The 13,667-nt window shown below is 51.5% G+C and carries 14 protein-coding genes and 3 tRNA genes (1 of these 17 running past the window's edge); 9 read left to right on the top strand and 8 right to left on the bottom strand.

Annotation, left to right across the window (positions count from 1 at the left end; translation table 11 throughout):
* Positions 1–114 precede the first annotated feature (114 nt).
* Together ahpF and GS535_RS09230 are read left to right on the top strand one after the other, a co-directional pair.
* Positions 115–1,680 (top strand): alkyl hydroperoxide reductase subunit F, encoded by a 1,566-nt coding sequence (ahpF, locus tag GS535_RS09235; protein ID WP_160792421.1) that lies wholly within the window; start codon positions 115–117, stop codon positions 1,678–1,680.
* Between the two features lie 124 nt (positions 1,681–1,804).
* Positions 1,805–2,275, top strand: a complete 471-nt coding sequence (locus GS535_RS09230) for a GNAT family N-acetyltransferase (protein WP_160792420.1) — start codon at positions 1,805–1,807, stop codon at positions 2,273–2,275.
* 15 nt (positions 2,276–2,290) lie between these two features.
* On the opposite strand, the gene GS535_RS09225 is transcribed toward GS535_RS09230, so the two are convergent.
* From GS535_RS09225 to GS535_RS09210, 4 genes are all read right to left on the bottom strand, one after another.
* On the bottom strand, positions 2,291–2,560 hold the full coding sequence (locus GS535_RS09225) for a DUF2726 domain-containing protein (protein ID WP_160792419.1): 270 nt from the start codon (positions 2,558–2,560) through the stop codon (positions 2,291–2,293).
* A 61-nt stretch (positions 2,561–2,621) separates the two neighbouring features.
* Positions 2,622–2,864, bottom strand: coding sequence for a hypothetical protein (locus tag GS535_RS09220; protein ID WP_160792418.1), 243 nt, complete (start codon positions 2,862–2,864; stop codon positions 2,622–2,624).
* A 166-nt stretch (positions 2,865–3,030) separates the two neighbouring features.
* Positions 3,031–4,227: a restriction endonuclease gene (locus GS535_RS09215; RefSeq protein ID WP_160792417.1), complete on the bottom strand. Its 1,197-nt coding sequence runs from the start codon at positions 4,225–4,227 to the stop codon at positions 3,031–3,033.
* Positions 4,228–4,288: 61 nt separating this feature from the next.
* Positions 4,289–4,363, bottom strand: a tRNA-Thr gene (locus tag GS535_RS09210).
* Between the two features lie 175 nt (positions 4,364–4,538).
* Between GS535_RS09210 and GS535_RS09205 the strand changes: the two genes are divergently transcribed.
* The 3 genes from GS535_RS09205 to GS535_RS09195 are packed head-to-tail and all read left to right on the top strand — an operon-like array spanning position 4,539 to position 8,235.
* Positions 4,539–5,921, top strand: a complete 1,383-nt coding sequence (locus GS535_RS09205) for a paraquat-inducible protein A (RefSeq protein ID WP_370518169.1) — start codon at positions 4,539–4,541, stop codon at positions 5,919–5,921.
* Positions 5,918–7,585: an MlaD family protein gene (locus GS535_RS09200; RefSeq protein WP_160792415.1), complete on the top strand. Its 1,668-nt coding sequence runs from the start codon at positions 5,918–5,920 to the stop codon at positions 7,583–7,585. Before GS535_RS09205 ends, GS535_RS09200 begins: the two co-directional genes overlap by 4 nt.
* A 2-nt stretch (positions 7,586–7,587) precedes the next feature.
* Positions 7,588–8,235, top strand: coding sequence for a membrane integrity-associated transporter subunit PqiC (locus GS535_RS09195; RefSeq protein ID WP_160792414.1), 648 nt, complete (start codon positions 7,588–7,590; stop codon positions 8,233–8,235).
* Between the two features lie 293 nt (positions 8,236–8,528).
* On the opposite strand, the gene nusG is transcribed toward GS535_RS09195, so the two are convergent.
* From nusG to GS535_RS09180, 3 genes are all read right to left on the bottom strand, one after another.
* Positions 8,529–9,059: a transcription termination/antitermination protein NusG gene (gene nusG, locus GS535_RS09190; protein ID WP_160792413.1), complete on the bottom strand. Its 531-nt coding sequence runs from the start codon at positions 9,057–9,059 to the stop codon at positions 8,529–8,531.
* 10 nt (positions 9,060–9,069) lie between these two features.
* Complete coding sequence (gene secE, locus GS535_RS09185) at positions 9,070–9,237, bottom strand: preprotein translocase subunit SecE (RefSeq protein WP_026294301.1); 168 nt, start codon at positions 9,235–9,237, stop codon at positions 9,070–9,072.
* 152 nt (positions 9,238–9,389) lie between these two features.
* Positions 9,390–9,466 (bottom strand) — tRNA-Trp (locus GS535_RS09180).
* Positions 9,467–9,658: 192 nt separating this feature from the next.
* On the opposite strand from GS535_RS09180, the gene GS535_RS09175 reads away from it, so the two are divergent.
* A tRNA-Gly gene (locus tag GS535_RS09175) sits at positions 9,659–9,733 on the top strand.
* Between the two features lie 23 nt (positions 9,734–9,756).
* On the opposite strand, the gene GS535_RS09170 is transcribed toward GS535_RS09175, so the two are convergent.
* On the bottom strand, positions 9,757–10,380 hold the full coding sequence (locus GS535_RS09170) for a hypothetical protein (RefSeq protein WP_160792412.1): 624 nt from the start codon (positions 10,378–10,380) through the stop codon (positions 9,757–9,759).
* 296 nt (positions 10,381–10,676) lie between these two features.
* Between GS535_RS09170 and atpH the strand changes: the two genes are divergently transcribed.
* The 3 genes in view from atpH to GS535_RS09155 are tightly spaced (at most 12 nt apart) and all read left to right on the top strand, a layout consistent with a single transcriptional unit that may run on beyond the window.
* Positions 10,677–11,249: an ATP synthase F1 subunit delta gene (gene atpH, locus GS535_RS09165; protein WP_160792411.1), complete on the top strand. Its 573-nt coding sequence runs from the start codon at positions 10,677–10,679 to the stop codon at positions 11,247–11,249.
* Positions 11,249–12,787, top strand: coding sequence for a F0F1 ATP synthase subunit alpha (gene atpA, locus GS535_RS09160; RefSeq protein WP_018980680.1), 1,539 nt, complete (start codon positions 11,249–11,251; stop codon positions 12,785–12,787). Before atpH ends, atpA begins: the two co-directional genes overlap by 1 nt.
* Positions 12,788–12,799: 12 nt before the next feature.
* Positions 12,800–13,667, top strand: the 5' portion of a protein-coding gene (locus GS535_RS09155; protein WP_160792410.1) for a F0F1 ATP synthase subunit gamma. Its footprint extends 23 nt past the window's final position; the window shows 868 of its 891 coding nt (coding positions 1–868); it begins with the start codon at positions 12,800–12,802; the stop codon falls past the right edge of the window.

Genomic DNA, 13,667 nt, shown 5'->3' with positions numbered 1-13,667 from the left:
TACCTTGCACGGGCCAAAGAGAGGGGGCGTGTCGGGGGGATCGACACGCCTCTTTTCGTCTCTATCGACCGGCCATATGCTATCGGTTCTGGTCTTAAGTTCTGGGGAAATATCATGCTCAACGACGATCTGAAGACACAGCTACGTACGTATTTGCAGCATCTACGCTATGATATCGTACTCGAGTCGTCCCTTGGGGAGGACGAAAAGTCCCGCGATATGCGGGAACTGCTTACTGAAATTTCCGAACTCTCTGACAAGGTATACCTTGAAGAAGGGGGTACTGACAAGCGTCGTCCGTCATTTTTAATTCGCCGCAAGGATTCTGACGTTCAGGTTCGCTTTGCCGGCCTGCCGCTTGGCCATGAGTTTACGTCTCTCGTTTTGGCGCTGCTACAAGTGGGTGGACACCCACCAAAGGTTGAACCTGATCAGGTTGAGCAGATTAAAGCGCTGGATGGCGAGTATCATTTCGAAACTTATTTCTCGCTCTCTTGCCATAATTGCCCAGACGTCGTGCAAGCGCTGAACACGATGAGCATCTTGAACCCCAAGATCCATCATACTTCTATTGATGGGGCTTTGTTCCAAGATGAGGTGGAAGCACGTGATGTGCGTTCTGTGCCGCAGGTCTTCCTCAATGGTGAGAATTTCTCCAGCGGGCGTATGGATCTTGGGCAGATTCTGGCCAAGGTTGATAGTGCTGGGGCCGCCCGTTCTGCTGAGAAGCTGAATGATGAAGCACCGTTTGATACGTTGGTGATTGGCTCTGGCCCTGCAGGTTGTGCAGCGGCGATCTATACGGCTCGTAAAGGTGTGCGCACAGGTTTGCTGGCAGAGCGCTTTGGTGGCCAGGTCAACGATACATCAGGGATTGAGAACTTCATCTCTATTCCAGAGACAGATGGCCCAACATTGGCGCGTAATCTTGAGCAGCATGTGCGCAGCTATGATGTGCGTATCATTGCAGGCCAGCTCGCTGCGAAGCTGATCCCGGCTGAGAAAGAAGGCGGTCTGCATGAGGTCATTCTGGCAAGCGGTGCCCATCTGAAAGCGCGCACGATCATCGTGGCGACAGGGGCGCGGTGGCGTCAGCTTGGTGTGCCGGGTGAGGAAGAATATCGTAGCCGCGGTGTCGCTTACTGCCCTCATTGTGATGGCCCATTCTTTAAGGGGCGTCCGGTAGCTGTTGCTGGCGGTGGTAATAGTGGTGTTGAAGCCGCGATTGACCTCGCTGGTGTTGTTTCGCACGTTACCGTGCTGCAATATGACCCTCAGTTGACGGCTGATGAAGTGTTGCAAGAGAAGCTGCATAGCCTGCCGAATGTGGATGTTGTTCTGAATGCGCGCACCACAGAGATCCAGGGTGACGGGAAGAAGATGACCGGCCTGTCTTGGCAGGGTGTGAAAGACGGCGAGAATCATGAGCTGAAAGTTGATGGTATCTTCGTTCAGATCGGCTTGCTGCCAAACACAGATTGGCTGAAGGGCACGGTTGAGACGTCTCGCATGGGTGAAGTGGTAATTGATGAGCGTTGCCGCAGCACGATCCCGGGCATCTTTGGCGCTGGTGACGCGACGACTGTCCCTTATAAGCAGATCGTGATTGCAGAGGGCGAAGGCGCAAAGGCGGCTCTGTCTGCCTTTGATTACCTCATCCGTAACTCGGTTGCGTCTTAATCTCTGCTGAAAGACCGTGGCTTGAGAGTAACGGTTTTTAAGAGACTATAACGAGGAGGGCCTGCTTCATCATGAGGCAGGCCCTTTTTGTTGGGTCGGATAAGAGGTTAGGGGAGTTTATGTGATGAAAGCACCATTGGAGATGCCCGCTTTGCACACAGAGCGCTTTACGTTGCATCCGTTAACACAGCAGGATGCTACGCTATTAACGGAACTCACGAAACACAAAGACATTACAGACGTCGTTCATTTCTTGCCGACCCCTTTTACGCGTGCCGATACGGAGGCTTTATTGGAGGCTACCAGGGACGAAGGAGGGCAGCTTCTTGGTGTTTGGTTTTATGGGAGCGCCTCATTGGCCGCGGTCATCGGGGTGCATCCTGCGCAATATCGGCGCGGTATTGCTTATGAGGCGGTTTCTGCTGTGCTTGAGGCTCTCACACACCATGTTCCCCAACGACAGATTATTGCAGAATGCCGTGCTGAAAACCGCCCCTCATGGCAGCTGTTAGAAAAACTAGGCTTTGTGGCAACGGGTAAAAATGGCTTACGCCCAGGTCGTTATGTGTTCGTATGGCGTGACTACTCTTCTTAAAAGAGCGGGGTGTTATCAAGGGCAGTGGGCGGTTAGAAGAGCGTATATCCTTTCTTCTGGGGTGTCTTTTTCTATTTCCAAAACTGGAATACCGGCCTTGCGAAGAGCACGCTTTTTGACGGTCATCCGTGCTTCAGCCATGTCATCAAGGTCATGGCCTGATCCATTATATTCAATGGCGAGTTTTGGTTGGCCGCTTTTATCAATCAGCAGAAAGTCAACGCGTTTGCTGCTGTAGGAATGGAAAGCTTGGTTTGAGAGAGAGAGTCGTGGGGTGTTTCGCATGTTTTGATAAAAGAGCCCATGCCGACTTCAAAACCAATACGCCATTCTGGATGCTGCTGTCTTACCCATTTTTCAAGACGATAAAGAAGGACTTTTGCACATTCGCGATTAATGGGAGCTTTGGCATATAAGCCGCATTGGGAGACGAAGCGGAGCTGGTTTGGGGGGGGAGGTCGTTTTGGGACTCTTCTTTTTGTTTTTTCTCACGCTTTAAGCGCCATTGAGCGGTATTTTTTTGCCGATCATTCTCTTGTTTTTTAAGAGCCTTTATCGTGCCCTCAAGAGAGCGAATGGTGTGCAGCAAAGGTTTGGTTTCTTTTTTAATACGATAGGTTTTGACGAAAAATCCCAACGCAAAACCTAAGCGACCGAGAAGAGAAAGAAGGTCATGAACGGTAGTCTCTAAAAGGGAACGTAAGAAGTCTATCCATTGCTAAATGGCCGACCACTCATTTTTCTAGAGGAATAGATTATAAAAAAGAAGCCTGGCCAGGTTGAGGGGTGCTTTCATCAAGGTTTGCAAGCTGTCGGTGATGGAGGAGATACACGCCTGTGCTGGCAGCAAGTTGTCGTGCATGACGCGTATAGCCTGCATTGGAGACAACGGCGGCAAGTTGGGCGCGCTGATATTTGCATGCCGTAAAGACTTCCTGCACCGCTTTGTTGCCCACAGGACGGCTATAGAGCTTACACTGCACAACGAGTCGAACCTGACGACGGGTGGCAATAATGTCGGCGCCTTGATCGCTTCCTGTGGGGGTCACATAGGTCTGCCAACCTGCGCGCTGTAAAATTTGCGCACAATACCGTTCGTAATCAAGTGGTTCCATACGTGATGTTAAAGCCCGATCATGCGATGGGGAGAGGGGCTCTGGCGGTTCAAAGGTTGGGCTAGGAGGATGTTTGGGGGTGGTGCGGCGTGTGCAGCTTTCGATAAAGCGATCTGTGCGTTTTTTCCACATGGGCCAAAATTGAATTAGTTTTTTCTGTCGAAGGGCTGGGAGTAGGACGCTCTGGCAGAAGGTTTCTTTTTCTTTACGCCAACGGTTCGGATTGGTGCTTCCATATGAATTAGGTGTTAGGAGCTGCCGGCGTCGTTCAAAGAGGGTATATGAGTGGGTTGTGATAAGGGTGCGGATAATATGCCATGCGCGTTGACGGCGGCGTAAGGAGCGGATTCCTCGCCATACAAAGTAGAGGCCAAACCCGATAAAGGGTAGGTCAGGTGGTAATGTCGGTTGATGTACAATAGGGGAGAGCGTGATTGGGGAGAATGAAAAGCGGGGTGATGTTTCTGGTTCTAAAGGTGTTAATCGTGTTTGCGGGACATACAGACGTAGCCCATCAACGTTATTGGGTGAGACACCTCTAATTTCGACCAAAGAGCCACGAACACGGAGCTGCTCCCACAATTGATCTGTTGTTAGTGTATGACAATGGTTTTTTTGGCGCTCGTGTAAACGGTGAGCCGCTTCCGCAGAAAGAATGTGTTTATCTGCTGAATAAAGGCGGTCAGTGAGCGCCGCACTCTCACAGGCAAGGCTGGGTGTTGCTGCGTAAAAGAGAGGCTGCTGACGACTATAGGCGGGCGCAACGATGAGACCCACAAAAAGTGCTATCGTCATGATCGTGGAAAAGAGGGTGTAAGCCCCTCGTCGGTACAGCAATGTTTGGACCCCCAGGCAATGAGTCCTGCGCTTCAAATAATATTATCAAAGGTGGAGGAGATGGTGCCGACGCTCGGAATTGAACCGAGGACCTACTGATTACGAATCAGTTGCTCTACCCCTGAGCTACGTCGGCGCTCGCAGTGCCTATAAAGAAAATAGAGCGCTTTCGCAACGGGTTGCGTAAAAATAATTCTTGAGAGTGTATAAGAGGGGGTTGCAGGAGCAGTGTGCTCTGTCACATTGGGGGTGCTATGCTCAGGAATGATTATTTTCATAAAGGGCTTTGGAGTAAAGGAGGCGCGTGCTCTGTGCACCACCGCGATACGCCGCAGCCGAATCTTCGTGTTGTAGAAGGTGTGCATGAATGCCCAACATGTGGGTTGTTTCAGCACGTCCCTTCCTTGAAGCCTGGATTGACGGCTGCCTGTCCGCGCTGTGGGGGGAAGTTAGAACGGCGTCGGCGCACCTCAGCTATTTTGGCTCCCCTTGGTTTTTGTATTGCCTCTTTGGCTCTGTACTGGGCGTTGCTGCTTAGTCCGCTCTTGGTATTAGATGTGCATGGACGGCGAAACGCCGTTAATCTCATCAGCGGCCCGATTGAGCTTATCCATCAGGGATATGGAGAAATTGGCATCCTAGTCGGTTTTACGACCGTGGCGATGCCCGGGGTGGTATTAGCTCTCATGCTTGCGATCTTAGGGGGGAGCTTCCGTGCGCATGTGCCGCTTTGGATCAGGCCCTGTATGGCGTGGTATGAGCGTTTACGTCCATGGTCGATGATTGAAGTCTATGTCATTGGATTGATTGTTGCCTATACAAAATTGGTGGACATGGCGGTCGTCACTCTAGAGCCAGGGGCGTTTCTGCTTGGCGGGCTAATGTTGATGATGGCCGTGATGGACTCTACTTTTGATGCCAGCATTATTTGGGGGCATCAGTCAGTTCATAAAAGGCACGGGCTCGGTTTATACCCGAGTAACGTTCACCCACTTCCTCGTCCTGAGAAGATGCTGTCTTGTCATGCGTGTCATCTTGTTTTTGTTGCTGAGGATGCCGTGGCGGCGGAACATGATATGGGTGATTGCCCGCGTTGTGGGCAGATTTTACGCCGGCGTAAACGGAACAGTTTTAATGCGACAATAGCGTTCCTCATTGCCTCTCTGAGTTGTTACGTGCCGGCTAATCTTTTCCCTGTTATGTCGCTTACCAAGCTTGGCCATAGTGGCCCCCATACGATTATCGGCGGTGTAATAGAACTCTGGCAGTCGCAGCTCTATTTTTTATCCCTTTTGGTACTCTTTGCGAGTATCACCGTGCCTGTGCTGAAAATTGTGTCTTTGAGTGTGATGCTGTACTATCAGCGTCGTCCGCGACGATGGATCTTGCCGTGGCTTAGTAAACTCTACCGTATAGTCGTGTTTATTGGGCGATGGTCTATGATTGACGTATTTATGATCTCGATTCTTGTCGCCGTGGTGCGCTTTCCATTTTTCGCCCGCGTTATGGCGGAAACGGGCGTCGTATTCTTTGCTGCTGTCGTTATTTTAACGATTTTTGCTGCCGATTTGTATGATCCCCGTGAGATGTGGGATGCTGCAGGGCTAAATGATGATCATGCTTCGTCCTTTTCTCGAGATGAAAAGGTGGAGCCTCTTTCCAGATCTGATGAGATGGAGCCTAAACGCGCGTGAGTGATAAGAGTCCAAAAACAGAACGCTCCTCCCCTCAAGAAGCTCATGCTTCGTTGCGACCGACACGATTTTCCATTCTGTGGATTATTCCTGTTCTTGCTGTGGCGATTTCGGGCTGGCTTGTTTGGGAACATTTTAGCACGCAAGGGCCGTTGATCACGATTTCATTCGATACGGCGGATGGGCTGGTGCCGGGGCAAACGCAGGTTAAGAACAAAGCCGTTACCCTCGGGGTCGTGCAGAGTGTTGATCTTAGCGCTGACATGAGCCATGCCGATGTGACGGTTCAGATGAATGGCGGAAGTGAAAATCTTCTGACCCATAATGCGCGGTTTTGGGTTGTGCGTCCCCGTGTTAACGGAACGAGTATTACGGGGCTCGATACACTTCTTTCAGGGGCTTATATCGCTCTAGACCCTGGTGCAGCTGGAGGCCCTCATCAGCGTTTTTTCAAAGGATTAGAGAATCCACCTGGTGTGCGGTCTGACCAACCGGGCTCCACCTATTGGTTGGTTGCTCCTCGGTTGGAGTCGCTGGGGTCAGGGGCGCCGGTTTTCTTCCGAGATCTCCAAGTGGGTGAAGTATTGGGATACACGATGCCGCAGGGCGGAGAGGGGCCTATCTTGCTGCAGGTCTTTGTTCGCGCGCCGTATGATCATTATCTGAAGGTTGATAGCCGCTTTTGGAATGTGTCGGGAATGCAGGTTGGCTTCGGTGCCGGTGGGCTTCAGGTGCGTCTGCAATCTTTACAAACACTCTTTTCAGGAGGGCTCGCTTTTGGACGCTCATCTTATAGCCGTGGCGTTGATGCTCCTGAAGCTGAAGCTAATGCTGTTTTCCGTTTGTATGATAGCCCTGAGGAAGCGGACAATACGCGTTATCGCCAGCGTGTGCGTGTCGCGACTTATGTGGATAGCTCCATCGGTGGCCTGACTGAAGGCAGTAAGGTGACGATGTTTGGGGTGCAGGTCGGCATTGTCACAGGTGTTCATCTTGAATTGGATACGCCACGAACAGGGCCACGTGTGCGCGTTGATATGCAGATTGAGCCAGGTCGTGTAGCGGAAGATGATAACAGTCATTCTGGTTATAGTCAGAAGATCTTGTCGGACTTTGTGGCCCGCGGCCTTCATGCTTCCGTGCAGAATGCTAGCTTCCTGACGGGGGAATCGATGGTGGCTCTGGGCTTTACCCATAGTGGAAAGCCTGGCGAGCTGCATTATGAAAACGGGGTGGCCATTTTGCCGAACGAACCCGGTGGTATGGATGGGATTTTACAATCTGTTTCCACTGTGGCCGATAAAGTCTCCAATATGCCATTGGAACAGATTGGAGACCATATTAACGCTCTCTTAGCTGATACGGATGAACGGGTGCGCAGCCCTCAGCTCACTCAGTCTATGATCGCGTTGCAAGGGTCTTTATCAGCGTTAAATCGTTTGATGGATCATGCGGATGAGCATCTTCCTGCATTGTTGAATAATATGAACACGACGATTGAGCAGGCTCGTACGCTGATGGCCGCCTATAGTGGTGATACTGATTTCCATCGGAATCTTGGAACGCTTGTTCAGCAACTTACACAAGCATCGCGGTCAATCCATCAGCTGACCCAGTATCTGGATCATCATCCTTCTGCATTGATTACAGGGCGTAGGCATTGATTATGGTTTTTTCTTTTAAGTTCTCATCGCTAAAACGTTGTTACCACCAAGGACGTCTCGCGCTTGGATGTAGCATGGTGATGGGATGCCTCGCTCTGGTGGGATGCTCTAATAATTCTCCTACCTATTACACGCTCATGCACCAAAAGGGCCCGTCTTATCCGGCGTCACTTGGAGCCGTGCAGACGGTTAAAGTGTTACTCCCTTCCGTTCCTGAGCAGCTTGATCGTGATACGATGGTGCTGTCAGGGCAATCATATCGTATGGTAATAGATGATGGTGCGACGTGGAGCGAACCGCTGAGCACGCTGATCGGTCACACCTTGTCTGCTAATCTTGGACAACGTTTGCCAGGGCGCATTGTTTTTTCTCAAAATGATGCCGTTGCCGCGTCTCCCCAAGCTTATGTCGCGTTGAGTGTTACGCGCTTTGACCTTGGAGAAGGGCGGCACGCTGTGATTGACGGCATCTTGTCGATTAAGCCTGGTGGAGGGGCGACAGGGACGACACAGAGCTTCCCAGTACATTGGGTCTCTCCGCAGAGTGTGCCACAGCGCCCACAAGCGCTTGCTGAGGCGCTTAGTGAGGGTGTTGGCTCTGTGGCTGACCAAGCCGCTCAAGTGCTCTCTGGCATGCGTGTACCTGCTTAAGAGAGACATCTTCTTCTAAGAAGGCTTTTACGCTCAAGGGGTATGAGAGCTTATTAGAGCGTTACCCAATACCGAGAGAGGCTGGGGAAGATCGCTCCTCTCATTCCTCTCGTTTAGCCTGCAGGAGAGGTGGAGAGAGCGAGAAGGGGGCACATTCGTCACGCTCCCCTCATAAAGCCGCTTAAATGAGAGAATGCTGCTTTCTGAATAGAAAGCTCGGAAGTTACTCATTAAAAAGCCCGCCTTCTTACCCAAGAAGAGCGGGCTGTTTAATATTTTGCAGGAAAAAGAGCTTAGAGCTTCTCAACCTGATGGTAATCAAGATCAACCGGTGTTGAGCGGCCAAAGATGGAGACGCTAACTTTCAGACGCTGATGTTCTGTATCCACTTCTTCCACACTTCCGTTGAAAGAGGTAAACGGCCCATCAGAAACGCGCACCTGTTCTCCAATCTCGAAAGATAGGTTGGAACGAGGGCTCTCAAAGCCTTCCTGAGCCTGCTTCACGATACGCTGCGCTTCAGCATTTGTGATCGGTGTAGGCTTATTACGTGTGCCCAAAAAACCCGTCACTTTTGGTGTGTCTTTCACCAAATGCCACGCTTGATCGCTTAGCTCCATCTTCACCAGAACGTAGCCCGGGAAAAACTTTCGTTCAGTATTCACCTTACGGCCACGGCGAACCTCGGTTATTTCCTCTGCGGGAACAAGAATCTCTTCAAAATGATCATCCAAGCCCTTTTTTGTGGCTTGTTCACGAATATGCTCAGAGATCTTCTTTTCAAATCCTGAGTAGACATGCACAACGTACCAGCGTTTTGCCATGGGTTCCGCCTTAGCCTCCGACGCCAAAAAGTCCGCGAATGCCCAGGCCGATTGCCTGGTCCACGATCAGGAAGAAAATACAGGTAATGACAACCATGACAAGCACGGCTGCCGTTGTCGTAAGAGTGCCCCGTCGCGTCGGCCATGTGACACGTCGCGCCTCAGCGCGGACATCCATAAAATATCTGCGGGGATTGAATCCGGAGCCCTTTGTGGCCGGAGGCTTTTTATGGGAATCGCCTTTCGGCTTGCTGACCGACACCATCATCCTCAAATCTAAAGCAACCCTGATTTACATGGGGGGAACTCCCCGCCAGACAGGGAATGAAGTGGCAGGGGTGGAGGGTCTCGAACCCGCAACCTCCGGTTTTGGAGACCGGCGCTCTAGCCAATTGAGCTACACCCCTTCCGGCACTTAATCGAACCGGCGCTGTTGATGCGTGGTGATCACCAGCGGTGGTCGCGATAAAAAGTATGATTGAGCTCTAAAGTCAAGCCCTCTCTGAGGAATAAGAGAAAAAATATGATATTCTCTTTTTCTTTTCTAAACCCCCTTGCTCTCAAAAGAAAAAATGGTTTAAAAGCTCGTCCTCAGATGAGCGGGCGTAGCATAATGGCTAATGCAGTAGCCTTCCAAGCTACCGATGAGGGTTCGATTCCCTTCGCCCGCTCCATTCCCCTGATAAATTAGAAGATACTATTTCTGCATGCAGGCTTTGTGCGTGTGGTTCACTGGTGCGTTAAATTGTGTGACCATGAGGGCTGAAGCCTCTTTCCCTTCATTGAGAGATAGATGGCCTTGGTGGCCCTCTGCATCGCGAATGCTGCCACCATCTTCGTTGAGGAGGATGTCCCCCGGGTTCAGTTCGATTCGTGTGCCGTCCATCGTTTGCGTTGTGTAAATCCCAGCGACTGGCACAATCCATTCAACATGCTTAGTGGCATGCCATGGGCTCTTCCAACCTGGAGGTTGCACGGTTGTGGCCACTGTAGCGCTGCCTGTGCGGTTGGCTCCTGTCCAGACCATGGCAAGTGGAGCCGTGCTTTTCTTGTCGGCATTCGCCTCATTAGGCGAGACAGCTTTGAGCGACGTGGGGTGTTTTTCATCAACCGGGTTAAAGGAGGTAATCCGACATTTGGTGAGATGGCTGACACCTTGTGCGTCTGTCCAGTTGTCCCAATATTCCAATGAGGGGAAACTAGGTTTGTTGGTAACAGTAGCGGCTAGACCCATGCTGGAGATGCTGGTCAGCGTTGCACCTAGTATGAAAATGAACGGTTTTTGCACAGAACGTAGAAAGGGTGAGGCATTAGCAAACATAGAGATGCTCCTTGTTTTAAGGGGGGTATAGTGATGTGCCACGTGCCGATTTTACTATCGGAAGACCGAAGGAAGAAAAAGGTAATTTTCGTAAAGAGAGTGTGCGTTCACGCAATAGAGCGTGTGGTCAGGTTGCTTTTTTTTGTTTGAGCGTGTTAGAAAATAACCGTGAACGCTGGCCGGATGGGCCTAGAATAAACCTGTGCATTTGTATGGGGACTGGGGCTTGTTCGGCTGTGTGAAGCCGGGGAAAGACCGGTTTCTGATGCTCGAACTTCTGAAGACGGAACACGCCCGTGACGGTAGCACAGGAAAAGCGGATCAGAGCGCCAGGCGAAGCAGCGCAACGTTATGCCCGGGCTTTTTATGACTATTTGGCTGATGGAGCGGATATTTCTGCAGTGCTTCAGCAGGTCAAGACCCTACAACACGTTATTGCAGAAAATAAGGCGCTACGCTCTGCGTTGGCAGATCCGCGGCTAAACGTGCGCCGAGCGCCTGAGTTGGCTAATGCCTTGGTTCAGGGGCTTAGTCTTGGCGATGAGATGCGTCGTTTTGTCGGGGTTGTTGCCCGGCAGGGGCGCCTTGCCCATTTAGACGAAATTTTAGAAGCCGTCGTGCTTTTGGATGCTCGCCGCCGCGGTGAGGTACGTGTGGACGTCGCCACCGCTCAGCCGTTGAATGACGCACAGCGTGAGCGTCTTCGCGCCAGCTTAAAAGAGGCTGGCTACGACACAATCGCTATGACCGAACGCCTAAACCCCGCCCTAGTGGGTGGGATGACAGTGCGTGTTGGTTCAGTTCTTTTTGATACATCGATCGCCGGGCGTCTGACCCGCCTGCAGAACGCCATGAAGGGAGCCGCGTGATGGACATCCGTCCCGCCGAGATTTCGGAGATTCTCAAGCAGCAAATTGCTTCTTTCGACCAGCCTGAGGCGGTTTCTGAAACTGGAACCGTTCTGTCCATCGGGGATGGGATCGCTCGCGTCTACGGTTTGACCCACGTCGTCGCTGGTGAAATGGTTGAGTTTGAGGGCACAGGCCTACGTGGCATGGCTCTAAACCTCGAGAGTGACAGTGTTGGTATCGTGATTTTTGGTGACGGTGATACCGTCAGCGAAGGCGATACTGTGTTGCGAACCGGTAAAGTTGTTGAAGTGCCTGTTGGTAAGGGGCTTTTGGGGCGCGTTGTTGACGGCCTCGGAAACCCGATTGATGGTCGCGGCCCACTCGAAGATGTGGAATATCGTCGTGCTGAAATGAAGGCACCAGGGATTATGCCGCGTCAATCGGTGGATGAGCCGATGCAGACCGGTATTAAAGCTATTGATGCTTTGGTGCCTGTTGGGCGCGGACAGCGTGAGCTGGTGATTGGTGACCGTCAGACGGGTAAAACCGCTATTTTGATGGATACAATCGTTGCTCAGAAAGCTGTGAATGCTGAGGGTGACCCGAAAACGTCTCTATATTGCGTGTATGTGGCTATCGGCCAGAAGCGCTCCACCGTAGCGAACTTGGTGCGCAAGCTGGTTGATACCGGTGCGATGGAATATTCTATCGTTGTTGCCGCAACGGCCTCTGAATCAGCGCCAATGCAGTATCTGGCACCATATGCCGCATCCTCCATGGGTGAGTATTTCCGTGATAATGGCATGCATTCCTTGCTGTGTTACGATGACTTGTCCAAGCAGGCTGTGGCCTATCGTCAGCTGTCCTTGCTGCTCCGTCGTCCGCCAGGCCGTGAAGCGTTCCCAGGGGATGTGTTCTATTTGCATTCTCGCTTGCTGGAACGTTCTGCAAAGATGTCTGATGCCAATGGTGGTGGCTCAATGACAGCTCTGCCAGTGATTGAAACACAAGCTGGTGATACCTCTGCGTATATTCCAACAAACGTGATTTCGATTACTGACGGTCAGATCTTCCTCGAAACTGACTTGTTCTATAAGGGTATTCGCCCGGCTGTGAACGTGGGTGGCTCTGTGTCTCGTGTGGGTTCTTCCGCTCAGGTCAAAGCCATGAAACAGGTAGCTGGGACGATTAAGCTGGAGCTGGCGCAGTATCGTGAGATGGCGTCCTTCGCACAGTTCGCGTCTGACCTTGATCCGGCAACACGACGTCAGCTGGATCGTGGTGCACGTCTCGTTGAATTGCTGAAACAGCCTGAAACATCCCCGCTGAGCTGGGAAGAGCAGGTTGTGGTGCTGTTTGCTGGAACGCGTGGCTATCTGGATAAGGTTCCAGTGGATAAGGTCGTGGCTTATGAGCAAGGCCTGCTTTCTGAAGTGCGCCATGGTGAAGGCAACGGTGTGTTAGATGCACTCCGTAAGGAACGCCAGTTAACGTCAGAGATTGAGGAAAAGCTTAAGGCACTTCTGGAAGCCTTCGGTAAACGCTTTTCTGCCTAAGGACGGTGTAACATGGCTTCGATGAAGGAACTCCGCGCACGTATTGGAGGCGTCAAATCGACGCGCAAAATTACGAACGCGATGAAAATGGTCGCTGCCTCCAAGTTGAGGCGCGCCCAAGTTCAGGCCGAATCTGCCAAGCCCTATGCTGATACGATGTATCGGATGATGGGTGAGTTGGCATCGACCGTACAAGGGGCTGATCCATCCTCTTTGCCCCGGCTTATGGCCGGGACAGGGAAGGATCAGACACATTTGCTTATTGTGATGACGTCCGACCGTGGTTTGGCTGGCGGATTTAACGCCAACATCGTACGGCAGGCACGACATTATATCGATGAGCTTCATAGTCAGGGTAAAACCGTTCGTTTGTTGCCTGTAGGGCGCAAGGGCGGAGATGTTTTGAAACGCTACTACCCGGATGCGATCGTGGACATTTTGTCGAGCGATACAGGGCAGGGTGATTCATTTGGCCAGGCGGCTTCGATCGCGCAGCACGTGAGTAAGATGCTGGATAAGGGCGAAATTGATTGCTGCACATTGATGCGCAATTTGTTTGTAAACGCCATGACCCAGACGCCAGAACGTATTGGCCTTGTGCCCTTGCCGGTTGCTGAAAATGACAATCAGCAGGCTGATGCGGATACAGCGCAGTATGAGTTTGAGCCGAACGACGAAGAGTTGTTGGCACAGCTTTTGCCGCGTAATCTTGAGGTGCAGATTTATGCAGCACTTCTTGAGAGTGCCGCAGGTGAGCAAGGGGCGCGTATGACGGCTATGGATAATGCTAGCCGTAATGCCAGTAAGGCCATTGATAATCTGTCGTTGAGATATAACCGTACACGACAGACCAATATTACCAACGAGTTGATCGAAATTA

The sequence above is a fragment of the Saccharibacter sp. EH611 genome (assembly GCF_009834765.1).
In the GTDB taxonomy this organism is placed as follows: Bacteria; Pseudomonadota; Alphaproteobacteria; order Acetobacterales; family Acetobacteraceae; genus Saccharibacter.
This window is presented reverse-complemented; position numbering and strand designations above follow the sequence as displayed.

Excerpts from the sequence above, each read along its gene's own strand:
- ahpF (WP_160792421.1), top strand. The coding sequence starts at position 115 with ATGCTCAACGACGATCTGAAGACACAGCTACGTACGTATTTGCAGCAT.
- GS535_RS09230 (WP_160792420.1), top strand. The coding sequence starts at position 1,805 with ATGAAAGCACCATTGGAGATGCCCGCTTTGCACACAGAGCGCTTTACG.
- GS535_RS09225 (WP_160792419.1), bottom strand. The coding sequence starts at position 2,560 with ATGCGAAACACCCCACGACTCTCTCTCTCAAACCAAGCTTTCCATTCC.
- GS535_RS09195 (WP_160792414.1), top strand. The coding sequence starts at position 7,588 with ATGGTTTTTTCTTTTAAGTTCTCATCGCTAAAACGTTGTTACCACCAA.
- nusG (WP_160792413.1), bottom strand. The coding sequence starts at position 9,059 with ATGGCAAAACGCTGGTACGTTGTGCATGTCTACTCAGGATTTGAAAAG.
- secE (WP_026294301.1), bottom strand. The coding sequence starts at position 9,237 with ATGGATGTCCGCGCTGAGGCGCGACGTGTCACATGGCCGACGCGACGG.
- GS535_RS09170 (WP_160792412.1), bottom strand. The coding sequence starts at position 10,380 with ATGTTTGCTAATGCCTCACCCTTTCTACGTTCTGTGCAAAAACCGTTC.
- atpA (WP_018980680.1), top strand. The coding sequence starts at position 11,249 with ATGGACATCCGTCCCGCCGAGATTTCGGAGATTCTCAAGCAGCAAATT.